This window comes from Variovorax sp. 10N432, assembly GCF_056394465.1.
On sequence record NZ_JBFTHX010000002.1, the window covers coordinates 12442 to 35414 of the forward strand.

The 22973-nt window shown below is 69.1% G+C and carries 22 protein-coding genes and 1 riboswitch; of the genes, 8 read left to right on the plus strand and 14 right to left on the minus strand.

What is annotated here, in order from left to right; all coding sequences use genetic code 11:
• Positions 1-202 precede the first annotated feature (202 nt).
• Genes rsmA through AC1DF3_RS02275 form a run of 3 tightly spaced genes read right to left on the minus strand, consistent with a single transcriptional unit; the run spans position 203 to position 4789 of the window.
• Complete coding sequence (rsmA, locus tag AC1DF3_RS02265) at positions 203-967, minus strand: 16S rRNA (adenine(1518)-N(6)/adenine(1519)-N(6))-dimethyltransferase RsmA (protein WP_478138721.1); 765 nt, start codon at positions 965-967, stop codon at positions 203-205.
• Between the two features lie 22 nt (positions 968-989).
• Positions 990-2375: a peptidylprolyl isomerase gene (locus AC1DF3_RS02270; protein ID WP_478138722.1), complete on the minus strand. Its 1386-nt coding sequence runs from the start codon at positions 2373-2375 to the stop codon at positions 990-992.
• A 14-nt stretch (positions 2376-2389) separates the two neighbouring features.
• Entirely contained in the window at positions 2390-4789 is a 2400-nt protein-coding gene (locus tag AC1DF3_RS02275) for an LPS-assembly protein LptD (RefSeq protein ID WP_478138723.1), read from the minus strand.
• A 99-nt stretch (positions 4790-4888) separates the two neighbouring features.
• Here AC1DF3_RS02275 and AC1DF3_RS02280 point away from each other — a divergent pair, with 99 nt between their 5' ends.
• The 5 genes from AC1DF3_RS02280 to AC1DF3_RS02300 all read left to right on the plus strand — a co-directional run bounded on the left by AC1DF3_RS02280 (position 4889) and on the right by AC1DF3_RS02300 (position 9882).
• Positions 4889-5983, plus strand: a complete 1095-nt coding sequence (locus AC1DF3_RS02280) for an aminoglycoside phosphotransferase family protein (RefSeq protein ID WP_286533252.1) — start codon at positions 4889-4891, stop codon at positions 5981-5983.
• Entirely contained in the window at positions 5980-6699 is a 720-nt protein-coding gene (locus AC1DF3_RS02285; protein ID WP_286533251.1) for a 16S rRNA (uracil(1498)-N(3))-methyltransferase, read from the plus strand. The genes AC1DF3_RS02280 and AC1DF3_RS02285 overlap by 4 nt, the downstream gene beginning before the upstream one ends.
• A 2-nt stretch (positions 6700-6701) precedes the next feature.
• Entirely contained in the window at positions 6702-8072 is a 1371-nt protein-coding gene (locus AC1DF3_RS02290; protein WP_478138724.1) for a M20/M25/M40 family metallo-hydrolase, read from the plus strand.
• 35 nt (positions 8073-8107) lie between these two features.
• Positions 8108-8593 (plus strand): YidB family protein, encoded by a 486-nt coding sequence (locus AC1DF3_RS02295; protein WP_286533249.1) that lies wholly within the window; start codon positions 8108-8110, stop codon positions 8591-8593.
• A gap of 113 nt (positions 8594-8706) precedes the next feature.
• On the plus strand, positions 8707-9882 hold the full coding sequence (locus tag AC1DF3_RS02300) for an MFS transporter (protein WP_478138725.1): 1176 nt from the start codon (positions 8707-8709) through the stop codon (positions 9880-9882).
• Here AC1DF3_RS02300 and AC1DF3_RS02305 read toward each other — a convergent pair.
• Together AC1DF3_RS02305 and AC1DF3_RS02310 are read right to left on the minus strand one after the other, a co-directional pair.
• Complete coding sequence (locus AC1DF3_RS02305; protein WP_478138726.1) at positions 9879-10706, minus strand: lysophospholipase; 828 nt, start codon at positions 10704-10706, stop codon at positions 9879-9881. The genes AC1DF3_RS02300 and AC1DF3_RS02305 overlap by 4 nt on opposite strands.
• A complete protein-coding gene (locus AC1DF3_RS02310) occupies positions 10703-12196 on the minus strand; it encodes a M20 family metallopeptidase (protein WP_286533246.1) in 1494 nt (497 codons plus the stop codon). Before AC1DF3_RS02310 ends, AC1DF3_RS02305 begins: the two co-directional genes overlap by 4 nt.
• 120 nt (positions 12197-12316) lie before the next feature.
• On the opposite strand from AC1DF3_RS02310, the gene AC1DF3_RS02315 reads away from it, so the two are divergent.
• Positions 12317-13147: a DUF72 domain-containing protein gene (locus AC1DF3_RS02315; protein ID WP_478138727.1), complete on the plus strand. Its 831-nt coding sequence runs from the start codon at positions 12317-12319 to the stop codon at positions 13145-13147.
• 19 nt (positions 13148-13166) lie between these two features.
• Here AC1DF3_RS02315 and AC1DF3_RS02320 read toward each other — a convergent pair whose 3' ends face one another.
• The 5 genes from AC1DF3_RS02320 to AC1DF3_RS02340 form a co-directional block, all read right to left on the minus strand.
• On the minus strand, positions 13167-13706 hold the full coding sequence (locus AC1DF3_RS02320; RefSeq protein ID WP_286533244.1) for a bactofilin family protein: 540 nt from the start codon (positions 13704-13706) through the stop codon (positions 13167-13169).
• Positions 13707-13845: 139 nt separating this feature from the next.
• On the minus strand, positions 13846-14433 hold the full coding sequence (locus AC1DF3_RS02325; RefSeq protein ID WP_286533243.1) for an IMPACT family protein: 588 nt from the start codon (positions 14431-14433) through the stop codon (positions 13846-13848).
• A 12-nt stretch (positions 14434-14445) separates the two neighbouring features.
• On the minus strand, positions 14446-15030 hold the full coding sequence (metW, locus tag AC1DF3_RS02330; RefSeq protein WP_286533241.1) for a methionine biosynthesis protein MetW: 585 nt from the start codon (positions 15028-15030) through the stop codon (positions 14446-14448).
• Positions 15027-16187: a homoserine O-succinyltransferase MetX gene (gene metX / locus AC1DF3_RS02335; RefSeq protein ID WP_301804615.1), complete on the minus strand. Its 1161-nt coding sequence runs from the start codon at positions 16185-16187 to the stop codon at positions 15027-15029. Before metX ends, metW begins: the two co-directional genes overlap by 4 nt.
• A gap of 118 nt (positions 16188-16305) precedes the next feature.
• The gene (locus AC1DF3_RS02340; RefSeq protein WP_286533239.1) at positions 16306-16872 is read right to left on the minus strand and encodes a TMEM165/GDT1 family protein; all 567 of its coding nucleotides are present in this window, start codon (positions 16870-16872) and stop codon (positions 16306-16308) included.
• 14 nt (positions 16873-16886) lie between these two features.
• Positions 16887-17063: riboswitch (yybP-ykoY riboswitch) on the minus strand.
• Positions 17064-17308: 245 nt separating this feature from the next.
• Between AC1DF3_RS02340 and AC1DF3_RS02345 the strand changes: the two genes are divergently transcribed.
• Entirely contained in the window at positions 17309-17833 is a 525-nt protein-coding gene (locus AC1DF3_RS02345) for an RNA recognition motif domain-containing protein (RefSeq protein ID WP_028249862.1), read from the plus strand.
• A 69-nt stretch (positions 17834-17902) separates the two neighbouring features.
• Here the strand turns inward: AC1DF3_RS02345 and AC1DF3_RS02350 are convergent, their stop codons facing one another.
• From AC1DF3_RS02350 to AC1DF3_RS02365, 4 genes are read right to left on the minus strand one after another with little or no spacing between them, the layout of a single operon-like run.
• Positions 17903-18688 carry an SDR family oxidoreductase gene (locus tag AC1DF3_RS02350; RefSeq protein WP_478138728.1) on the minus strand — a complete coding sequence of 262 codons (786 nt, stop codon included), beginning with the start codon at positions 18686-18688 and terminating at the stop codon, positions 17903-17905.
• Between the two features lie 4 nt (positions 18689-18692).
• Positions 18693-19340 (minus strand): LPS export ABC transporter periplasmic protein LptC, encoded by a 648-nt coding sequence (lptC, locus tag AC1DF3_RS02355; RefSeq protein WP_286533235.1) that lies wholly within the window; start codon positions 19338-19340, stop codon positions 18693-18695.
• Positions 19337-19885, minus strand: coding sequence for a KdsC family phosphatase (locus tag AC1DF3_RS02360; protein ID WP_286510435.1), 549 nt, complete (start codon positions 19883-19885; stop codon positions 19337-19339). Before AC1DF3_RS02360 ends, lptC begins: the two co-directional genes overlap by 4 nt.
• Positions 19885-20886, minus strand: a complete 1002-nt coding sequence (locus AC1DF3_RS02365) for a KpsF/GutQ family sugar-phosphate isomerase (protein ID WP_478138729.1) — start codon at positions 20884-20886, stop codon at positions 19885-19887. Before AC1DF3_RS02365 ends, AC1DF3_RS02360 begins: the two co-directional genes overlap by 1 nt.
• 88 nt (positions 20887-20974) lie before the next feature.
• On the opposite strand from AC1DF3_RS02365, the gene AC1DF3_RS02370 reads away from it, so the two are divergent.
• Complete coding sequence (locus tag AC1DF3_RS02370) at positions 20975-22960, plus strand: cation:proton antiporter (RefSeq protein ID WP_478138730.1); 1986 nt, start codon at positions 20975-20977, stop codon at positions 22958-22960.
• Positions 22961-22973: the final 13 nt, after the last annotated feature.

Genomic DNA, 22973 nt, shown 5'->3' on the forward strand with positions numbered 1-22973 from the left:
TCGCAGGACAATGCGGCCGCTCCGGCGCCCGGCATCGACCTTCAGAACACCGACCCGGCCGCAGAAAAGATGCCGACCGACAAACTGGTCGACGTGTCGCCCCTGGCGCTGCGCATGAGCAGTCCCTTCAACGCGGGTTACTGGCTGGCCGCGGCCTGACCCAGCGCCCTTCGAACGAAAGCCCGTCAGCGACGGGCTTTTTTCATTGGGGCGCCGCCTGCGCCAGCGCGACGTATTCGGCCACCGGCACTTCTTCCGCGCGGCGCTGGGTGTCGAAGCTGCCGGCGAAGCCGTGCTGGTCCAGCCATTGGCCCAGCGTGTGGCGCAGCAGCTTGCGCCGTTGGCTGAAGGCGACCTGGACGATCTCGCCGAGGCGCGCGGCATCGACCGCCGGCGGCTGCGCCAGCGGCACCATGCGCACCACGGCGCTGTCGACCCGCGGCGGCGGGTCGAAGCTTTCCGGCGGCACGAACAGCACGTTGTCCATCTCGTAGCGCCACTGGAGCATGACGCTGAGCCGGCTGTAGTCGGAAGTCGCCGGCCGCGCCACCATGCGGTCGATGACTTCTTTCTGCAGCATGAAGTGCTGGTCGGCGATGAGGTGCGCGAAGCCGAGCAGGTGGAACAGGATCGGCGTCGAGATGTTGTAGGGCAGGTTGCCGACGACGCGCAGGGGCGCAGGCGAGAACTTCGCGGCCAGGGCGGCGAAATCGACCTTCAGGACGTCGGACTCGATCACGTCGAGCTGGCCGTGGCCGCGCAGCCGCTGGGCCAGGTCGCGGTCGAGTTCGATCACCGTCAGCCGGCCCAGTCGTTCGACCAGTGGCTGCGTCAGGGCCGCCAGGCCCGGTCCGATCTCGATCATCGCATCGCCGGCCTTCGGCGCGATTTCGCGCACGATGGCGTCGATGATCCCGCCGTCGGTCAGGAAGTGCTGGCCGAAGCGCTTGCGCGCGACATGCTTCACGAGCCGGCGCCTTGGAACGGCTTCATGACTGCGGCGGCTCGCGGTATTCGACGTAGGCGCGGGCGCGCACTTCCTGGGCCCAGGTCTCGGTGGCTTGCTCGACCTTCTTCTCGCGCAGCACGGCGCGCACGGCTTCGCGCTGCTCGGCCTGGCTCAGCTTGGCTTCGCGCCGGCCCTGGACCTGGATCAGGTGGACGCCGAATCGCGTGACGACCGGATCGCTGATCTCGCCCGGGGCCAGCCGGTTCACGACTTCCTCGAACTCGGGCACGAAGAGTCCGGGCCGCGACCAGCCCAGGTCGCCGCCTTGCTTGGCGCTGCCATCCTGCGAGTTGTCGCGCGCCAGGCCGGCGAAATCGGCCGTGCCGTTCTGGATCCGGCGCTTGAACTCGGCCAGCTGGGCCACCGCTTCGGCGGTGCTGCGCTTGGGGTCGTTGAGCAGCAGGATGTGCCGCACCTCGGTCTGCGTGACGACGGCGTCGCTCGCGCCCGGCTGCGACTTGGCCATCAGCTTGAGCACGTGGAAGCCGACGCTGGAACGGACTGGGCCCGCAATGCCGCCGATCGGCGTCGACTGCGTGGCCTCGACGAAGATGCCCGGATAGCGGTCGGCGCTGCGCATGCCCATGAGCCCGCCGCCGGAGCGGTCCGGCGCGTCGGAGTTCTGGCGCACCAGCGTCGGGAAGTCCTCGCCGGCGCGGGCGCGCTGGGCCAGCGCCTGGGCCCGCTGCAGTGCCTTGGCGACTTCGTCGTCGCTGGCGCCTTCGGGCACCAGCACGACCAGTTGGGCGATGTTGAGGTTGGCGGCGATCGCCGCATTGGCGCCGGCACGCTGCTCCTTGATGAACTGGTCGACGTCGGCATCCGTGATCTTGACCTTGGCCTCGATCTCGCGGTCGCGCAGGCGGGTGAGTGTCAGCTGATCGCGCAGGTCGCGTCGGAACTGCTCTTGCGACATGCCTTCGGCCGCCACCCGGCGGCGCAGCTCGGTGACGCTGATCTGGTTCTGCCGCGCCACGGTCTGCTCGGCCTGGTCGACCGCCAGGTCGTCCACCTTGACGCCGTTTTCCTTGCCGAGCTGGAGCTGGGCCCGTTCGTTGATGAGCCGCTCGAGCACGATGCGGGCCAGTTCGGGCCGGGGCATGCGCTGGGCTTCGGGGCTTTCGCGCAGCAGGCGCTGCATGCGGGACTGCACTTCGGTATTGGTCACCGGCTCGGAGTTGACCAGGGCGACGATGTACTCGGCCGATCGCCGGGTCGGTACCGCGGCCGGTCGCGGCTCGGACGGCAGCGGGGCCGGCCCCAGCCGCTGGTTGCCGCGCATGATGTCGGTGATGCCCTGGGCGCCGGCCGTGGCGGTCAGGGTCGCAAGGCAGGCCAGGGTGATGAGGGATCGGATGGGTGTCATGGCGAAGCTCGATCTCAGTCGTAATTGGTGAAGCGGCTCGGGCCGATGCTCGGGGTACGCAACGGGGTGTAGCGCTGGATGTTCTGCGTCAAAGTGCGTCTCGGACTCGAGCCCAGGGCCGCGAATCCGACCAGCTCGAGCTGGAACATGATCCGCGTGCTGGCTGTGACCTGTCCGGTGGTGACGCGTTCCAGCACCACGCGGCCGATCCAGCAGCAGCCGTCGTATTCGAAGCCGAGCACGCCATCGGTCAGTTTGCTGGATTCCAGACTGTAGTTCAAACGGCCTACGGCGTACCAGCGCCCGCCGCCTTGACCCCTGCCGGGGCCGAGGTCCTGTCCCTTGTCGCCCCAGAGGTCGTTCAATGGCCATTGCCAGCTGACGTCGACCGCCCGGTTGCCGTCGTTCGAAGTGGGCGTGGTGTCGGCCTGGTAGCGGTAGGCGGCGCTGATGGTGCGATAGGGGCTCGGGTTGTAGCGCGCGCTGAGCGCGGTCCGCGCCGAGGTCTGGGTGTCGGGGTTGTACTGCACCGTGCCGTCCACGCTCCATTTCGGCGTCCAGTTGATCTGGGCACCCAGCAGCAGGTCGCTGAAGCGGTCGGTGACCGGCACGCCGCCGGGCATGGTGACCAGCTGGTCGGCGAAGCGCAGCCGCTGTGCGATGCCGAAGCGGGCGGCTTCGGCGCCGGTGTCGGGGTCGATCAGCCGGGTGGTCACGCCCAGGGTCAGCAGGTTGCTGTCGGAGATGCGGTCGTCGCCCGAGAACGCGTTCTCGGTGTAGACGGTGGCGAAATTGAAATCGTTCTGCGCCGTGTCGTAGACCGGCAGGTAGTTCTGGTTGCGGAACGGCGTGTAGACGTAGAAGGCACGCGGTTCGAGCGTCTGGCGGAAGGCCCGCCCGAAGTAGTTGGCATCGCGCTCGAAGATCAGGCCGCTGTCCAGGCTGAAGGTCGGCACCACCCGGTCGGCATGGGTCGCGCCGTTGGTCAGGAGCGGGCCGTCGAACTGGTAGGCGGTCGCGTTGAGCATCACCTTCGGGACCACGAAAGTGCCCGGGGTCAGGAAGGGCCTGCTCAGTGACGCCACCGAGAACACCCGCTCGCCGTTGGGCTGGCCGCCCTGCTCGAGCGGCTTGGCCTCGAAGCGGGTGTAGTCGTTGTTGAGCGAGAAGTCGAAGCCGTTCCAGTCGAACTTGTTGTAGTTCGCCGTGATCTGCGGCATCCGGTCGTAGGGCGGCACGATCGGTGCCGGTGCGTACTGCAGCGTCTGGTAGCTCAACACCCGGGCGACGCCGCTCCAGTCGCCCTTGGTCCAGTTGAGCGAGCCGTCGTTGGCCAGCAGGCGCTGGGTCAGCGAGGGCGTGCGGGTGAAGTCGCGCCAGTAGTCGTTGTCGCTCACGCGGTTGATGGCGAGCGTGCCGACCAGCGAATCGAGGCCGAAATACTGGGCATCGAAGGTCTGGGAGTGGTGCGTCCAGACGCCCCAGCGGTCGCGGCCGTCGCGCAGCCGGTCGTCCGGCATGTAGTCGGCCCGGATCTCGCCGCTGTACTTCTCTTCGAGGTAGCGGAACTCGGTGCCGAGGTTGATGCCGCGCTTGCTCATCACGGTCGGGTACAGCGTGGCGTCGCGGTTGGGCGCGATGTTCCAGTAGTACGGTGTCGTGATGTCGATGCCGTTCACGCTGTCGAGGCCGATGACCGGCGGCAGCATGCCGGACTTGCGGTCGTTGCTGAGCGGAAAGCTCAGCGACGGAAACGGCGGCGTGGTGATGCCCATGAAGGTCAGCCGCGCATTGGTGGCGACGCCGACGTTGTCCTCGGTGTCGGTGGTGAGGGTGGCGGCGCTCAGCAGCCAGGCCGGCATCCAGCCCGGATAGTCCTCCGGCCGGCAGGTGGTGTAGGTGGCCCGGCGGGCCACCGACACGTTGCTGTCGACGAAGTCGATGCGCTCGGCGTCGCCGTGGCCGCCGGTAGCGAGGAAGCGATAGCGGACCTTGTTGAAGAAGCCCTCGAAGGTCTCGATCTTGAGCTCGACCTCCGGGCCTTCGTACTCGTTGCCGGCCTGGTTGATGCGCACGTTGCCGGTGGCGCGGGCGCGGTCCTCGGGCTGGTAGAACTCGAGCCGGTCGGCCCGCATCGACATGTCGCCGCGGCGCAGGGTGGCATTGCCCTCGACCACGGTCTCGAGGTCGGGCCGGCCGGAGATCTTGTCGCCGTCGACGAAGGTCGGCAGCTGGCTGCGCAGCAGCGGCGGGATGGTCTCCGCGAGCTGGGGCGTGCGCTTGAGAACGAGCGGCCGGTCGAGGTCTGCATCCTGTGCCCATGCGCCTTGCGCATGCAGCAGCGCCAGCGACAGCAGCGCCAGGGGCAAGGGCGGGCGGCACCGGCGCCGGTTGGCTCGGTTCAAGTCAGGCATCGGTACGGGGGCAAATTTCGTCTGGGAGGGGGAGGGCGGCGACTCGGGCCGACGGGTTGCGGAGCTCCGCGCCAGGCGGATTTGTAGAATCGATTATCCATGACAGCCCCCCAGCCACCGTCCGGCGCCGCCGCCCCCCGTCCCGAAGCACCGGCCTGGAGCGATCCGGCCCGCGCCAGCGCGTTCCAGCAATGGATGGCGCGCATTTCCGATCGCCACCACCTGCTGCCCGCGACCGTGCGCCTGGCCTCGGCCGACGCCAGCTTCCGGCGCTATTTCCGCGTCGATGCGAGCGCCGGCGCGCCGACCCGGATCGTGATGGACGCGCCACCCGCGCAGGAGAACAGCGCGCCTTTCGTGCAGGTCGCCCAGCTGATGGCCGAGGCCGGCGTGCGCGCGCCGCAGGTGCTCGAATGGGAGTCGGCCGACGGCTTCCTGCTGCTCGACGACCTCGGCCGGCAGACGATGCTGGATGTCATCGATCCGAACGACCCGCAGGCGGCCCGGCCGCTCTACGACCAGGCCATCGATGCCCTGATCCGCTGGCAGCTGGCGTCCAGGCCGGGCGTGCTGCCGCCCTACGACCGGGCGCTGCTGGAACGCGAACTGGCGCTGTTCCCCGACTGGTATGTCGCGCGCCATCGCGGCGTCGCGGTCGAAGGTACCTTGAAGGAGCGACTGGAGCGCAGCTTCAAGGCGATCGTCGAGAACAACCTCGCGGCCGCACCCGTCTACGTGCACCGCGACTTCATGCCGCGAAACCTGATGGTCGGCGACGCCGATGCCCTCGGGGTGCTGGACTTCCAGGACGCGGTGTACGGGCCGGTCACCTACGACATCGCGAGCCTGATGCGCGACGCCTTCCTGAGCTGGGACGAGGAATTCGTGCTCGACGTCACGGTGCGCTACTGGGAGCGGGCCCGCAGGGCCGGCCTGCCGGTCGACCCCGATTTCGGCGCCTTCTACCGGGCGGTCGAATGGATGGGCCTGCAGCGCCATCTGAAGGTGGCCGGCATCTTCGCCCGGCTGACCTTGCGCGACGGCAAGCCGAAGTACCTGGCCGACACGCCGCGCTTCATCGCCTACATCCGAGCCACCGCCGGCCGCTACCGCGAACTGACGCCGCTCCTGCGCGTGGTCGACGAGATCGAAGGCACGCAGGCCCAGACCGGCTTTGCCTACGGACGCATGTGACGGCGCGTTTCCACTGCGAGTCGGCGCTCGCCGCCGACAGCGTGCTGGTGCTGCCGGCGGGTGCCGCGCGCCACGTCCAGGTGCTGCGGATGCAGCCGGGCGATGCGATCACGCTGTTCAACGGCCTCGGCGGCGAGTACGCCGCGACCGTCGAACGCATGGGTCGCAGCGAGGTCTCGGTGCAGGTCGGCGCGCACGCGGCGATCGAGCGCGAAGCGCCGCATCCCATCCAGCTGGCGGTCGGCATGCCGGCCAACGAACGCATGGACTGGCTGGTCGAGAAGGCCACCGAACTGGGCGTGGCCGGCATCCAGCCCCTGATGACCGCGCACGGCGTGCTGCGGCTCAACAGCGAGCGCGCCGACAAGAAGCGCGCCCACTGGGAAGCGATCGCGATTGCGGCCTGCGAGCAGTGCGGGCGCAACCGGGTGCCGGTGATCCATCCGGTGCGGACCTTCGGCGCCTGGCTGGACGCGCCGCTGGGGGACGCCGCGCGTTTCATCCTGAGCCTGGCGCCCGGCACGCGCGGCGTCGCCGATGCCGCGCAGGACCTGCAGCGCGGGGCCTGGGTGCTGAGCGGCCCGGAGGGCGGTCTGAGCGCGACCGAGGAACAGGCCGCGATCGCGCAGGGCTTTGCGCCGCTGACGCTCGGTCCGCGCGTGCTGCGCGCCGAAACCGCCGCCCTGGCCGCGCTCGTCGGGCTGGCTGGGCGCTGACGATGGCGCCGCGCTTTCCGGGGCCGAAGCAGCGGCCCGCCACCGCCATCATGGTCCTGGCCATTGCCACCCTGGCATTCGGCGGCGCCCAGGCCCAGAACTCCGCGGTGGCGCCGACGCCGACCTACGTGCGCCCGGTGGTCGACCAGGTCTATTCGCAACTGCTCGCCGCGCCCACGGTGCGCAAGCTGCTCGATGCCGTGAAGGCCGACCACGAACGCTCGATCGAGGACCTGCGGATGCTCACCGAGATCGAGGCGCCGCCCTTCAAGGAACAGCGGCGCGCGGAGGCGTTCCTGGCCCGCATGAAGGTGCTGGGACTCGCCGACGCCCGGATCGACGCCGAAGGCAACGTGATCGGTGTCCGCAGGGGCAGCGGCAACGGCCCGAGGCTGCTGGTCTCGGCCCATCTCGACACCGTCTTTCCGGCCGGCACCGATGTCCGCGTGAAAGAGCGCGACGGCCGGCTCCACGCCCCCGGCATCTCTGATGACACGCGCGCCCTGTCGGTGCTGCTGTCCTGGCTCAAGGTGCTCAACGACCAGCAGGTGAAGACCGTCGGCGACCTGATCTTCGTGGGCAATGTGGGCGAAGAGGAACTGGGCAACCTGCGCGGCATGAAGGCCATCTTTCGCGACCACCTCGACATCGACGGCATGGTCGGGCTGGAGCCGGCGGCCGACGGCACGGTGCTGGTGCTCGGCACGGCGAGCCATCGCTACGAAGTGACTTTCAAGGGCCCCGGCGGCCACAGCTACGGCGCTTTCGGCCAAGTGCCCAGCGCGGTCCATGGCATGGGTCGCGCGATCGCCCGGATCGCCGACATCGAGACCCCGGCCTCGCCGCGGACCACCTTCACGGTCGGCACCGTCAGCGGCGGCACCTCGGTCAACACCATCGCGCCGGACGCCCGCATGACGGTCGACATCCGCTCCGACGAAACGGGTCCGCTGCTGGACACCGAGAAGAAGGTGCTGGCCGCCATCGACGAGGCGGTGGCGGCGGAGAACAAGCGCTGGAACGTGAACACCCTGAGCGCGTCGACGAAGCTGATCGGCGACCGGCCCGGCGGACGCACGCCGGTCGATTCGGTGATCGTCGAGGCGGTCGTGCGCTCGAACGCCGCCTTCGGCCACCGCACCCTGCTGGTGGGCGCCAGCACCGACGCGAACGTGGCGATGTCGCTCGGCATCCCGGCGATCACGATCGGCACCGGCGGCAGGACAGGTGGCTTTCACGCGTTGTCCGAATGGATCGACGTGACAGATGCCTGGCAGGGCGCGCAGAATGCCCTGGTGACCGTGCTCGGGCTGGTCGGCGTGCAGGGCGTGAGCGAACCCCTGCTGGCCAGGCGGCCGCCGCGAGCCCGCTAGCCCTCGTTCCACCCTTCCACATTCAGGAGCCCATCATGGGATTGCTCGATTCGGTACTCGGTCAAGTGCTCGGCGGGGCGCAGCAGCAACCCCAGGGCGGCGGCGGCCTCGGTGACCTCGGTGCGCTGCTCGGCGGCGCCGGCGGCTCGGCGGGCAACCTCGGTGGCCTGGCCGGCGCGCTCGGCGGCCTGCTCGCCAACAACGGCGAGCAGGGCGGGCTGGGCGGGCTGGTCTCCAAGTTCGAACAGGCCGGCATGGGAGACGTCATCGGCTCCTGGGTCGGCAAGGGCGAGAACGCGCCGATCACGGGCGGGCAGTTGCAGGACGTGCTGGGCAGCGATGCGATCTCGGGCATCGCCCAGAAGCTCGGCATCAACAGCGCGACCTTGCTGCCCATGCTGGCCACCCTGCTGCCGACGCTGATCGATCACCTCACGCCCAAGGGCCAGGTGCCGGCCGAAGGGCTGGGCACGCACGACGACCTGCTGGCGTCGCTGAGCGGCCTGCTGCAGAAAAGCTAGCGAACGATCTGCCTCGACTTCGAGATCGAACGGCGCCGCGAGGCGCCTTTTCTTTGGCGCGAGGCAGCGGTCGGCCGTGATAGAACGGGCATCCACCTTCAGCCCCCGGCCCCATGAACCGCAATCTCTGGCTGCTCGCCATCTGCCAAGGCCTGTTCCTCACGAACAACGTCACCTTCATCGCCATCAACGGACTGGTCGGGCTTTCGCTGGCGCCGCGCGGCTGGATGGCGACCTTGCCGGTGATGGGTTACGTGATCGGCGGTGCGCTGGCCACCGGCCTGGTGGCACGCACCCAGAAGCGCTGGGGGCGCCGGCGCTCGTTCCAGATCGGGATCGCGGTGGCCTTCGGGTCGGCGCTGCTGTGCGCCCAGGCCGCGGTCTGGCAGAACTTCTGGCTGCTGTGCGCGGCCACCGTGGTGGCCGGCTACTACAACGCCAATGCCAGCCTCTACCGCTTCGCCGCGGCCGAACTCGCGCAGCCCGAATGGCGCGAGAAGGCGGTCTCGCTCGTGATGGCGGGCGGCCTGCTCGGCGCGGTGGCGGGTCCGAACCTCGCCGCCGTCACGCGCCACTGGTTCGCGGTGCCTTTCGCCGGCGCCTACCTGTCCCTGGCGGCGGTGGCGCTGCTGTCGCTGGCGCTGATGCGGTTCATCGAATTTCCGCCGCTGGCGGCCCGTTCCGCGGCGCAGGGCGGGCGTCCGCTGGCGGTGCTCGCGCGCCAGCCGGTGTTCATCGTGGCCGCCGTGGCGGGCGCGCTCGGCTTCGGCGTCATGAACCTGCTGATGGCCGCGACCCCGATCGCCATGCAGGTCTGCAGCCTGCCCTTCGAGGACGTCGCCCTGGTGCTCGAGTGGCACGTGATCGGCATGTTCGCGCCGGGCTTCTTCACCGGCCATCTGATTCGCAGGCTCGGCGTGCTGCCGGTCATGGGCGTGGGGCTGGCGCTCAACCTGGGCTGCATCGGGGTGGCGCTGTCGGGCGTGGACCTGCACCAGTTCGTGATCGCGCTGTTCATGCTCGGCGTCGGCTGGAACTTCCTTTTCACGGGCAGCACCACGCTCTCGCTCAGCGCCTACTCCCCCGAGGAGCGGGACCGCGCGCAGGGTGCGCTCAACTTCTGCATCTTCGCGACACTGGCGCTGAGTTCGTTCGCGTCGGGCGTGCTGGTCACGACGCAAGGCTGGCGGCTGCTCAACCTCGGATCGCTGGTCCCGGTGGTGCTGACCGGCGCCGCGCTGCTGTGGCTCGCGCGACACCGCCGCAGTGCCGCGGCCGCGGTGGCCTAGCCATTCGGGAATCGGGCATCGAGCCAGGCCCGCAGGGCATCGAACACCGGCTCGGCATCGCGCTCGTTGAAGATCTCGTGGTAGAGCGCCGGGAAGCAGAGGCTGCCGACGACCGCCTGCGGCGCCGCATCGGCAAAGGCTCGGCTGCCGGCCGGGTTCACGAGCCGATCGTCGCCGGCGTATAGCAGCAAGGTGGGCACCCGCCAGGCCGGCGCCGCCGCCTGCACCGCGGCACCCTCGTTGGCCAGGAAGCGTGCCAGTCGGGCACCGATGCGGTCGTGGCACAGCGGATCGGCCCGGTAGGCGTCGACCACCGCGGGCGCGTGCGAGAGGGCGTCGAGCGCGAGCCCGTTGCCTACGCGCAGGCCGGGCGCCAGGCGCGACAGGGTGGCGACCAGCAGCTTCTGGAAGGCGCTGAGTCCGGCGTCGAGCGCCGGCGAGGACAGCACCAGCGCGTCGACCTTTCGCAGTCCGAGCGCCACGGCACTGGCCGCCACCAGGCCGCCCAGGCTGTGGCCGAGCAGCACCAGCGGCAGCGTGGGGAAGGCGTTTCGGGTGTCGTCGATCACCAGCGCCAGGTCGTCGACCAGCCGGGTCGGGGACGGAAGGCCGCCGCGTGCGCCGCTCGATGCGCCATGCCCGTGGTGGTCCGCGGCGCGCGCCGCGAAGCCCCAGGCGTTGAGCCGCGCGGCGAGCGGGCCGTAGCGGCCCGCATGCTCGCCGAGTCCGTGCACCAGCACGACCACGGCCCGGGCGGCGCCGGCCGCGAGCGGCCAGTCGCGCAGCGCGAGCGTCTCGCCGTCGGGTGTGCGCAGGGTCGTCAAGCGGCGGCGCTGCGGGCGGCCGGCAGCGCGGCGATCACCTCGGCCACCGCAGCCGTCAGCTTCTTCGCATAGGGCACGTGCAGGAATTCATTCGGGCCGTGGGCGTTGCTCTTCGGGCCCAGCACGCCGCAGACCATCATCTGGGCCTTCGGGAAGCCGCGGCTCAGCATGTTCATGAGCGGGATCGTGCCGCCCTGTCCGATGTAGCCGCAGTCGGCGCCGAAATGGGCTTGCGAAGCGGTGTTCAGGGCGCGCTCGAACCAGGATTCGGTTTCGGGCGCGTTCCAGCCGGTGGCGCCGCCGCCGCTGTCGAAGGTCACCTTGGCCTGGTAGGGCGCGTTGTCCTCGAGCAGCTGCTTGAGCTGCTGCACCGCCTGGTCGGCATCGACCAGCGGCGGCAGGCGCAGCGAGAGCTTGAAGGCGGTGTAGGGACGCAGCACGTTGCCGGCGTCCTTGAGGGCCGGGAAGCCTTCCGCGCCGGTGACCGACAAGGTCGGCTTCCAGGTCCGGTTGAGCAGGGCTTCCACCGGGTCGGTGGTAGTCGGCAGGGCGAAGGTGGTCGAGCCGCCGCAGTCGTAGTGCGCCCACGGAAAGCGCTTGTAGACCTCCTCGCCGAGGATCGCGGCCGTGGCACGCGCCTGCGCCAGGCGTCCGGCCGGCACTTCGCAATGGAAGCTTTCGGGCAGCAGCCGTCCGGTCTTGCTGTCCTCGAGGCGGTCGAGCACCTGCCGCATGATGCGAAAGCTCGACGGCACCAGGCCCGAGGCGTCGCCCGAATGGATGCCTTCGGTCAGGATCTCGACCTTCAGCGTGCCGCTCGCCATGCCGCGCAGCGACGTCGTGAGCCACAGCTGGTCGTAGTTGCCGGCGCCCGAATCGAGACAGATGACGAGCGACACCTCGCCCAGGCGCGGGCGCAGCGCATCGACATACGGCAGCAGGTCGTAGGAGCCCGATTCCTCGCAGGTCTCGATCAGGCCGACGATGCGCGGATGGGCCACCCCCTGGGCCTTCAGCGCCTGCAGCGCCGCCACGCTGGCATACACCGCGTAGCCGTCGTCGGCGCCGCCGCGGCCGTAGAGCAGGCCGTTCTCGTACTTGGGCGTCCATGGGCCCAGGTCGTTGCGCCAGCCGGTGAACTCGGGCTGCTTGTCGAGGTGGCCGTACATCAGCACGGTCTCCTTCATGTCGGTGCCGCTGGCGGGCACTTCGAAGAACAGCACCGGCGTGCGGCCTTCGAGGCGAACGATCTCGAGCTTCAGGCCCTCGACCTTCTGGGCTTCGACCCAGGCGGCGGCGTTGCGCAGCACGGTTTCGAGGTAGCCGTTGCGCGACCAGTCCTTGTCGAAGCCCGGCGACTTGGCGGGGATGGCGATGTAGTCGGTGAGCTGCTTGACGATGTCGCGGTCCCATTGGGACGAGACGTCGGCCAGTGCGCGGCCGGCATCGAGCAGTCCGGCCGGCATTTCACGGTGAAGGGGGGCGTTCATGGAATTCTCCGCGGGGTCGGGAGAACGATGTTAGTGCGTCTTGCGACCTTCTGCCCGGATGGCACCGCCGCGCCGGATGCGATAAAAATGCGGGCTTCGCCACAGCGACCAAGGCCAGCCATGAGCGCGCGCACCGACAAGGACTCCCCAACGACCCCGCTGCGCATCCGGGTCGGCATCGGCGGCTGGACCTACGAGCCCTGGCGCGACAACTTCTACCCGGCCAAGCTGCCTCACGCCCAGGAGCTGGCCTACGCCAGCCGACAGCTCACGGCGATCGAGGTCAACGGCACCTACTACAGCACCATGAAGCCGGCCAGCTTCAAGAAGTGGCACGACGAGACGCCCGAGGGCTTCGTGTTCACGCTGAAGGCCTCGCGCTTCGCGACCAACCGGAAGTTGCTCGCGACCGCCGGCGATTCGATTGCGCGCTTCATCGACAGCGGGATCGAGGAGCTCGGCGACAAGCTCGGGCCGATCGTGTGGCAGTTCATGCCGACCAAGGCCTTCGACGCGGAGGACTTCGCGGGCTTCCTGGCGCTGCTGCCGGAAAAGGCCGGCAGCCGTGCGCTGCGCCACGTGATGGACGTCCGGCACGAGAGCTTCAAGGCGCCCGAATACCTCGCGCTCGCGCGCGAGCACAAGGCGGCGACCGTGTTCACCGATTCGGACAAGTTTCCGTCCTTCGCCGACCTGACGGGCGACTTCGTCTACGCGCGGCTCATGAACAGCGATGCGGCCCAGAAGACCGGCTACGCACCGAAGGCGCTCGATGCCTGGGCCGAGCATGCGCGCACCTGGGCCGCAGGCAAGGCACCGGCGGCGCTGCCGCATGTCGAGGACAGCGCGCCCAAGGCCGGCAAGGCACGCGATGTCTTCGTCTTCTTCATCAACGGCGCAAAAGAAAAGGCACCCGCGGCTGCGAGTGCCTTGATCGAAAGGCTGGGCTGACGCCCAGCCGGCCCGGTGATCAGGCCGCGGCTTGCAGGGCTGCGGCGGGCTTCGATGCGCCGGCCGACGGTGCCGAGGTGCCGAAGCTGATCTCGCCCGACAGCTGGCCGCCTTCTTCGACGACGATCTTGCCGTAGCGGATCTTGCCGGTGACCTTGCCGGTCGAGTGGATCACGAGCTTTTCGCGCACCGTCAGGTTGCCGTCGAACAGGCCGCGAATCTCGGCGATGTCGATCTCGGCCGAGCCCTTGAAGGCGCCTTGTTCGGCGATCTGCATGACGCGCGAATCCATGGTCGCTTCGACCAGGCCTTCGACCACCAGCGTGTCGCAATCGGTGATCTCGACGCCCTTGAGCTTGATGTTGGGGCCGACGGTGAGCTTGCTGCCGCCTTCCTTGGCGACGCTGGCGGCGGCGTTGGCGGCCTGGGTCGTGAGCGTCGACGGATTGACCGGCGTGCCCGAGAGATTGGTGTTCGAACCCATCAGCGGCGCGGGACGGGAGGTAAGACTTTCGGCTTCGCGATCGCGTTTACCGAAGAAGGGGGACTGTGTGGCCAATGGGTAGCTCCTCAAAACGTCTATCGTAAGAACGACATTTCGCCTCACCGTACTTCATTGCGCAAGAGGCGTAACTGAATAAATCGTCCTCGGCGGAGAATCGCGAACTTTTGCCTACTGTTTGCGGTATCTCGACCCCTCAAGGCTGCAGCCAGGCGGCGCGTCCCTGCGTGGCATCGTCCAGCCGGGAGATGAGAGCCCCGGCGTTCGGATCGGGCAGGCTGAAGTCGAAGTGCACGAGGCCTTCGTGGCGCACCTGGTTCAAGGTCGCGTCGGCGGCCGCGAGTTCGCGCCGCAGCAGGCCTTCGAATGCATAGGGCACGGCGCAGTGCAGCGTGCGCTGGCGCACCTGCGGCAGCAGCGGTGCGTCGATCAGCGTCTGCGCGATGCTGTCGGTGTAGGCCCGCACGAGTCCGCCGGCACCGAGCTTGACGCCACCGAAGTAGCGCACCACCGTCGCCAGCACGCCGTCGAGATCGTGGTGCCTAAGCACTTCGAGCATCGGCCGTCCGGCGGTGCCGCCGGGCTCGCCGTCGTCGTTGGCCGCGGACTGCCCGCCCGCCATCAAGGCCCAGCACACATGCGCCGCCGCCGGATGCGCGACGCGCAGCGCCTGGACCACCGCCAGGGCCCCGGCCCGGTCGGCCACCGGTTGGACGCAGCCGATGAAGCGGCTCTTCTTGACGATCAGCTCGCTATGGCGCGCGGCGGCGAGAGTGAACGGCATGGCCCCGTCCGTCTATTCCCGCTCGAACTTGAAGACCGCGGTGCTGGCGCGCGCATTGGGCAGCCAGCGCACCTCGCGGTCTTCCTGCAGGCCGAAGGCATCGAGCACGCGCAGCCGGTTCTTGCGCGCCAGCACCTCGAAGTCCTTGAAGGTGCCGACCCGGATGTTGGGCGTGTCGTACCACTGGTAGGGCAGCCGGCGCGTCACCGGCATGCGGCCGCGCGCAATGCTGATGCGGTTCGGCCAGTGGGCGAAATTGGGGAAGGCGACGATGCCGATGCGGCCCACGCGCGCGGTCTCGCGCAGCATCACCTCGGCATTGCGCAGGTGCTGCAGGGTGTCGATCTGCAGCACGACGTCGAAAGAGGCGTCGTCGAACATCGCGAGGCCCTCGTCGAGGTTGAGCTGGATCACGTCGACGCCACGGCGCACGCATTGCAGCACGTTGCCGTCGGCGATCTCTACGCCGTAGCCGGTGCAGCCGCGCTCGCGCTGCAACAGATCGAGCAGCGCGCCGTCGCCGCAGCCGAGGTCGAGCACGCGTGCGCCTTCGGGAACCAGGCGGGCGATCAGGTTCTGGGTCGGGCTGTCGCTCACTGGGCAGCTCCTTCGAAGGTGGCGGCGATGCGCTCGAAGTAGGAGCGCACCACGCTCATGTAGCGCGCGTCGTCGAGCAGGAAGGCGTCGTGGCCGTGCGGCGCATCGATCTCGGCGTAGCTGACGTTGCGGCGGTTGTCGAGCAGTGCCTTCACGATCTCGCGGCTGCGCGCCGGCGAGAAGCGCCAGTCGGTGCTGAAGCTCACCAGGAGGAACTTGGCGCTGGCCTGCGCCAGTGCGGCGCGCAGGTCGCCGCCGAAGTCGCGCGCCGGGTCGAAGTAGTCGAGCGCACGCGTGATCAGCAGGTAGGTGTTGGCGTCGAAATACTCGCTGAACTTGTCGCCGTTGTAGCGCAGGTAGCTCTCGATCTGGAACTCGACCTCCTGGGTCGAATAGAGGAACTCGGTGTTGGCGGCGCTGCCTTCGACCGCACTGCGCAGGGCGCGGCCGAACTTCTCGTTCATGACGTCGTCGCTCTGGTAGGTGATGTGGCCGATCATGCGGGCGATGCGCAGGCCGCGCCGCGGGATCACGCCCTGCTCGTAGAAGTGTCCGCCGTTGAAGTCGGGGTCGGTGACGATTGCGCGGCGCGCCACTTCATTGAAGGCGATGTTCTGTGCCGTGAGGCTCGGCGCGCTCGCGACCACCACCGCGTGCTGCACGCGGTGCGGGTACTGCAGCGTCCACGACAACGCCTGCATGCCGCCCAGGCTGCCGCCCATCACGGCCGCCAGGCGTTCGATGCCGAGCGCGTCGAGCAGCGCGGCCTGCGCCGCGACCCAGTCCTCGACCGTGACCACCGGGAAGTCGGCGCCGTAGGCGCGGCCGGTGGCGGGGTTGTCGTGCATCGGCCCGGTGGAGCCGAAGCAGGAGCCGAGGTTGTTGATGCCGATGACGAAGAAGCGGTCGGTGTCGACCGGCTTGCCGGGACCGATCATGTTGTCCCACCAGCCTTCGGATTTCGGCTGGTCGGCATAGACGCCGGCGACGTGGTGGGACGCATTGAGCGCGTGGCACACGAGCACCGCGTTGCTGCGGTCGGCGTTGAGCCGGCCGTAGGTTTCGTAGGCCAGCGTGTAGTGGCTGATCGATGCGCCGCTGCGGAGTGCCAGCGGGCCCTCGAACTGCATCGATTGCGGAGTGACGACGAAGGACATGAATGAAAAAGACCCGGCCTCGCCAAAAACGAGCCGGGTCCCGGCGTCCGTCTTTAGCTGCATTTGTAGAGCGCCCGCAAGCTGGAGCAAATCGGCGCGTGGAAGAAGTATATGCGGCTCAACCCCAGCCGATCAACGCGACCACGCCGAGCACCAGGAAGATCGCGGCCGAGATGCCGTGCACGAGTTTGATCGGCACCCGCTTCACGATCCGGTCCCCGAGCCAGACCACCGGCGCGTTGGCCAGCATCATGCCGAGCGTGGTGCCCATCACGACCCAGACGTAGGCGTCCACGTAGCGCGCCGCGAGCATCACGGTGGCGATCTGGGTCTTGTCGCCCATCTCGGCCAGGAAGAAGGCGAGCACCGTGGTGCCGAAGACGCCGAACTTCGAGGACTTGGGCACGTCGCCGTCGTCGATCTTGTCGGGAATCAGCATCCACAGCGCCATCGCGATGAAGGACCCGCCCAGGATCCATCGGAGCAGGTCGGCCCCGAGGAAGTGAGTGACCCAGTTGCCGACCGCGCCGGCGAGCGCGTGGTTCAGGACGGTGGCGGCGAAGATGCCCGCCACGATCGGCCAGGGCTTGCGGAACCGGGCCGCGAGGATCAAGGCGAGGAGCTGAGTCTTGTCGCCCATCTCGGCGAGCGCAACCACGCCGGTAGCGACGAAAAATGCTTCCATGAAAAAAGGGACTCCTACGGCCGAAGGACGCAATTGACCGCGCAACACCTTCGGCCGAATCCCGAAGTTGCGCGGTCAAAGGTCTCGCCAGGCTGGCTGCTGCTTGCGCCATGTGCTGCCGGAGGCAGTACAAGTCTGTTGACGCAAACCCTTCTCACGATGGAAGGCGGCTACTCCCCAATGACTCGTCGATTGTAGCGTGTCCGGCAGCAATTATGTATGCAAGTACTGACTTCAAAAATATTTGCCGGGCGCCGGGGTGCGTGCAAATTCCTACTTGCATTTGTCGCATTTCACCCATAATGCACGAGCCTTCCTTCAAAATTCGAGGGCGAATCGGTGATCGGTCAGTTTCGCGCAACTCGGCGGATGTTCCGCCGGATTGCTGCTCTCGGGACTCCATCGCTTTTCTTGATGTGTTTATAGGAGTCCCTTGATGGGCAACAAACTGTACGTCGGTAACCTGCCTTACTCGGTGCGCGACGGTGATCTCGAGCAGGCCTTCGGCCAATTCGGCGCGGTGACGAGCGCCAAGGTCATGATGGAACGCGACACCGGTCGCTCCAAGGGTTTCGGCTTTGTCGAGATGGGCAGTGATGCAGAAGCACAAGCAGCCATCAACGGCATGAACGGCCAGCCGCTCGGCGGCCGCAGCGTGGTCGTCAACGAAGCGCGTCCGATGGAAGCCCGTCCGCCGCGCAGCGGTGGCGGCGGCTACGGCGGCGGCGGTGGTGGCTATGGCGGTGGTGGCGGCGGCGGCGGCTACGGTGGTGGTGGCGGCGGCTATGGCGGCGGCGGCGGTGGTCGCAGCGGCGGTGGCGGCGGCTATGGCGGCGGTGGCCGCAGCGGTGGCGGCGGCGGTGACGGCGGCTTCCGCAGCCCGTACGGCGCTGGCCCGCGTGGCGGCGGCGGTGGTCGCGGCGGCTATGGCGGCGGCAACGGTGGCAACAGCGGCTACTGATCGCGCCCCCAACGCGAACCCCCATCAAGAAGGCTCCTGCAGGAGCCTTTTTTCATGGCCGCGCGAGGCTCACTCGCCCTGGCGGCGCTTGCGGCCGCGGCCCTTGAAGAGCCGGTCGAACAGCGGATTCGGCAGCATCCGCATCAGCTTGGCGACAACGCCCATCTGCCACGGGATCACGCGGTAGCTGGTGCCGGCCTGGATGGCGCGGAAGGCGCGGTCGGCGAACTCGGCCGGCTGCAGCAGGAACGGCATGGCGTAGCGGTTGCCCTGTGTCAGCGGCGTGTCGACATAGCCGGGGCAGAGGGTGACGACCTTGACCCCGCTGGCGTTCATTTCGCCGCGCAGGCTTTCGCAGTAGGCCACCACCCCGGCCTTGCTCGCGCAGTAGGCGCCGTGGCCCGGCAGGCCGCGGATCGCGGCCACGCTGCCGATGCCGACCAGGCGGCCGCTGCCGCGTGCCGCCATGGCGGCCACGAAAGGATGGAAGGTCGCCGCCAGGCCGAGGTTGTTGATGGCGAAGGTGCGGGCCATCACATCGAGGTCGCCGCGGACGGCGGTGTCCATGCCGATGCTGACGCCGGCGTTGGCGATCACGACGTCCGGCAGGCCTTGCTCCGCGATGCAGGCGGCGCCAGCCGAGACGATGGCGTCGAGCTCGGCGACGTCGGCGCCGTAGACCCGCCAGCGGCGGGGGTCCAGCTGGCGCGCCGACGCCCAGGCCTCGATCTCGGCCGTTCGCCTGGCCACCAGTGCAAGGTCGTAGCCGGCGTCGTAGAAGCGCATGGCCAGCGCCTGCCCGATGCCGCTCGAGGCGCCGGTGACGAACAGCAGGGGGGTCTGGGTGGAGGCCATGGACTCAGCGCTTCGGTGCCGGCGCCACGGCCGAAGGCGGCGGCATGATCAGGCCGTGCACCCGGCCCTGGAGATTGGCGATGCCGGTCAGGCTGTCGTAGTCCATCGCATCGGAGGTGAACTTGTCGGACCCGCGGATCAGCGTGACCGGCTTGTGGGACTTCACGCGTTCGGTGTCGATGAAGGCATGCAGGAACTCGCCGCGGAACTCGAGGCGCGGCAGCAGCGTGCCGTCGGCCGCCTTGGCGGCGTCGCGGATCACGATCGCATTGCCGAACAGCTGGATCTCGGTGCCGTCGCCGTTGGACACGCCGCGGTCGGCCGAGCCGTGCGTGACCAGCCCGAGGGGCGAGATCGAGCGCCAGCGCACCTGATCGACCTCGAGCGTGTCGGTGTCCGGGTAGTGACGGCCCTCCTTGCCGAAGACTTCGGTGCGCAGGTCGCCGTTGGGCTGGAAGTTCTTCACCGAGAAGCCGCGCATGAAGTAGTCGGGCTCGTGCGTCGGCGCTTCGGCCGGCTGCGGCGTGAGCATCTCGGGCGCGTTGCGCACCAGCCAGTAGGTGCCCAGCGCGAGCACCGCCGTCAGGATGATCGGCAGGTAGATGGTCAGCCGGTCGAAGGCATCGCGCAGCACGCGCCACGCGGACTTCATTCGGCCCGGCCTCGCGCGCGGTCCAGCAGGCGGCGGTAGTGGCCGCCGGCGGTCAGCAGCAGGTCGCAGAATTCGCGTGCCGCCCCCTCGCCGCCGCGCGCGGCGGTGACATGGCGGGCGATGGCGCGCACCTCGGCATGGGCATTGGCCGGCGCGGCCGCGAAGGCGACGCGCGACAGCACCGGCAGGTCGGGCCAGTCGTCGCCGATCGCGGCAGCCTGCGACCAGTCGAAGCCGAGCTCGGCCAGCATCGCCTCGGCGGCCGGCAGCTTGTCTTCGGTGCCGTAGCGCACGTGCGCGATGCCGAGCGCCTCGAGCCGCACGCGCAGCGGCTTGGAGTCGCGGCCGGTGATGACGGCAGGCGTGATGCCGGCGCTGCGCAGCAGCTTGAGGCCGTAGCCGTCGAGGATGCTGAAGCGCTTGAGGGTTTCGCCGTGCTCGGTGAAATAGACCCCGCCATCGGTCAGCACGCCATCGATGTCGAAGAAGGCGATCCGGATGTCCTGGGCGGCGAGCAGGGTCTCGGGGCTGAATTCGACGCCCATCAGATGACCTTCGCGCGCATCAGGTCGTTGATGCTGAGCGCGCCGATCAGCAGCCCGGCCGCGTCGACCACCAGCACGCTGGTGATGCGATGCTGCTCCATCAGGTCGGCCGCCTCGGCGGCCAGCGCGTCGGCGCGCAAGGTGCGCGGTCCGGCATGCATGACGTCGGCGGCGGTGAGGGCGCGCAGGTCGGCGCCGGTCTCGACCTGGCGCCGCAGGTCGCCGTCGGTGAAGATGCCGATCGCGCGGCCGTCGGGGCCGACCACCGCGGTGGCGCCGAGCCCCTTGGCACTCATCTCGCGCATGATCTCGCTCAGGCTCGCCCCGGGAGCCACGCGCGGCACCTCGTCGCCCGAGCGCATGACGTCGCTGACGTGGGTCAGCAGCTTGCGGCCCAGCGCGCCGCCCGGATGCGAGCGGGCGAAGTCCTCGGTGCCGAAGCCGCGGGCGTCGAGCAGCGCCACCGCGAGCGCATCGCCCATCGCCATCTGGGCGGTGGTGCTGGCGGTCGGCGCGAGGTTCAGCGGGCAGGCTTCCTTCTCGACCCCGCTGTCGAGCACGATGTCGGCATGGCGCGCCAAGGTCGAGTCGCTGCGGCCGGTGATCGCGATCAGCGGCACGCCCTGGCGCTTGACCACCGGCAGGATGGTGGTGAGTTCCTCGACCTCGCCGCTGTTGGAGATCGCGAGCACCAGGTCGACCGCCTTGATCATGCCGAGGTCGCCATGGCTGGCTTCGGCCGGATGCACGAACATCGCCGGCGTGCCGGTCGAAGCCAGGGTGGCGGCGATCTTGCGGCCGACATGGCCGCTCTTGCCCATGCCCATCACGACCACGCGGCCGCGGACGTCGAGGATCTTTTGCACCGCGGCAGGAAAGCTCGGACCGAGCCGTTCCTTGAGCCCGAGCACCGCAGCCGCCTCGATGTCGAAAGTGACGCGCGCGCGCGCCAGCAGGGCGTCGGGATCGACGGAGGGGGTCGCGGGGGGGCGGGAGCTCATCGGCGGATTTTATCGGCCGGCCGCGTCGAGTCCCCCATGGGGATGAAATGGCGCCGGAAGCGGGCAGGCGTGTTGCTAGCATGCGGGCATGTCCTCGCTCGATCTGACGCTGATGTATTTGCTCGCTGCGGTGATCGGCGTGGTTGTCTGCCGCCTGCTGCGGCTGCCGCCGATGCTCGGCTACCTCTCGGCCGGGGTGCTGATCGGACCCCATGCGCTGGCACTGGCGCAGAACTCCGAGGGCATCCGCCACCTGGGCGAATTCGGCGTCGTCTTTCTGATGTTCGTCATCGGGCTCGAGTTCAGCCTGCCCAAGCTGCGGGCGATGCGCCGCCACGTGTTCGGGCTCGGCCTGCTGCAGGTGATGCTGACGATCTCGGTGGCCACCGTCGGTGCGCTGCTGCTGTCGCACTGGCTGCCGCCGGCCTGGCGGCTGCACTGGCAGGCCGCGCTGGTCTTCTCGGGCGCACTCACGATGAGCAGCACGGCGATCGTCGTCAAGCTGATGGCGGAGCGGCTGGAGATCGACAGCGAGCATGGCAAGCGGGTGATGGGCGTGCTGCTGTTCCAGGACCTGGCGGTGGTGCCGCTGCTGGTGCTGATCCCGGCCCTCGGCGCCCCGCCCGAGACCTTGCTGAAGGCGCTCAGCTTCGCGCTGCTGAAGGCCGGCTTCCTGATCGGCGTGCTGCTGTATGGCGGGCCGCGCGTGATGCGCTGGTGGCTCACGCTGGTTGCGCGCCGGCGCAGCGAGGAGCTGTTCATGCTCAACCTGCTGCTCGTCACGCTCGGCCTGGCCTGGCTGACCGAACTCGCCGGCCTGAGCCTGGCGCTGGGTGCCTTCGTCGCCGGCATGCTGGTGTCGGAGACCGAGTTCAAGCACCAGGTCGAGACCGACATCCGGCCGTTCCACGACGTGCTGCTCGGGCTCTTCTTCATCACCATCGGCATGTCGCTCGACTGGCACGTGGTGGTCGAGCGCTGGGCGCTGGTGGCGGTGCTGCTGCTGCTGCCGCTGGCCTTCAAGCTGGTGCTGGTGACGGCACTGGCGCGGGTCCTGGGCGCCACGGCCGGCGTCTCGCTGCGCACCGGCCTCTACCTGGCGCAGGCCGGCGAGTTCGGCTTCGTGCTGCTGGCGCTGGCCCAGGGCCAGGACCTGCTGCCGGCGTGGCTGGCGAATCCGGTGCTGGCCTCGATGGTGCTGTCGATGCTGTCGACCCCCTTCATCATCATGTACAGCAACCGGATCGTGCGCAAGCTGGTGGCCAGCGACTGGCTGCAGCAGTCGCTGCAGATGACCACGATCGCCCGCAAGACGATCAACACGGCACGCCACGTGATCATCTGCGGCTACGGCCGCTGCGGCCAGAACCTGGCGCGGATGCTGGAGCGCGAGGGCATCCCCTACCTGGCGCTGGACCTCGATCCGGACCGGGTCCGGCAGGCGGCCGCGGCCGGCGATTCGGTGGTGTTCGGCGATGCGTCCCGGCTGCAGGCGCTGATGGCGGCGGGCCTCGCGCGCGCCAGCGCCCTGGTCGTGACCTACCAGGACGTGCCGGGAGCGCTGAAGGTGCTGGCCAACGCACGCGCCCATGCGCCGCAGGTGCCGGTCATCGTGCGCACCCAGGACGACCGCGACCTCGAGAAGCTGCAGGCGGCCGGCGCGACCGAGGTGGTGCCGGAGGCGATCGAGGGCTCGCTGATGCTGGCCAGCCATGCGCTGGCGCTGGTCGGGGTGCCGATGCGGCGCGTGATCCGCGTCGTCCAGGACCAGCGCGATGCGCGCTACAACCTGCTGCGCGGCTATTTCCACGGCGCCGACGACGACAACGCCGACGAGATCGACCATGAGCGCCTCAACACCTTCACCTTGACGGCCGGCGCGCGCGCCATCGGCCAGCCGCTGGCCAGGCTGGCGCTGGCGGGGCTGAACGTGCGCGTGGCGAGCCTGCGCCGCCGCGACGGCAAGGCCGCCGATGCCGACGACGACACGGTGCTGGCCGACGGCGACACGCTGGTGTTGTCGGGCAAGCCCGGCGCGCTGGCGGTGGCGATCGACAAGCTGCAGAAGGGCTGAGCGCGGGGACCGC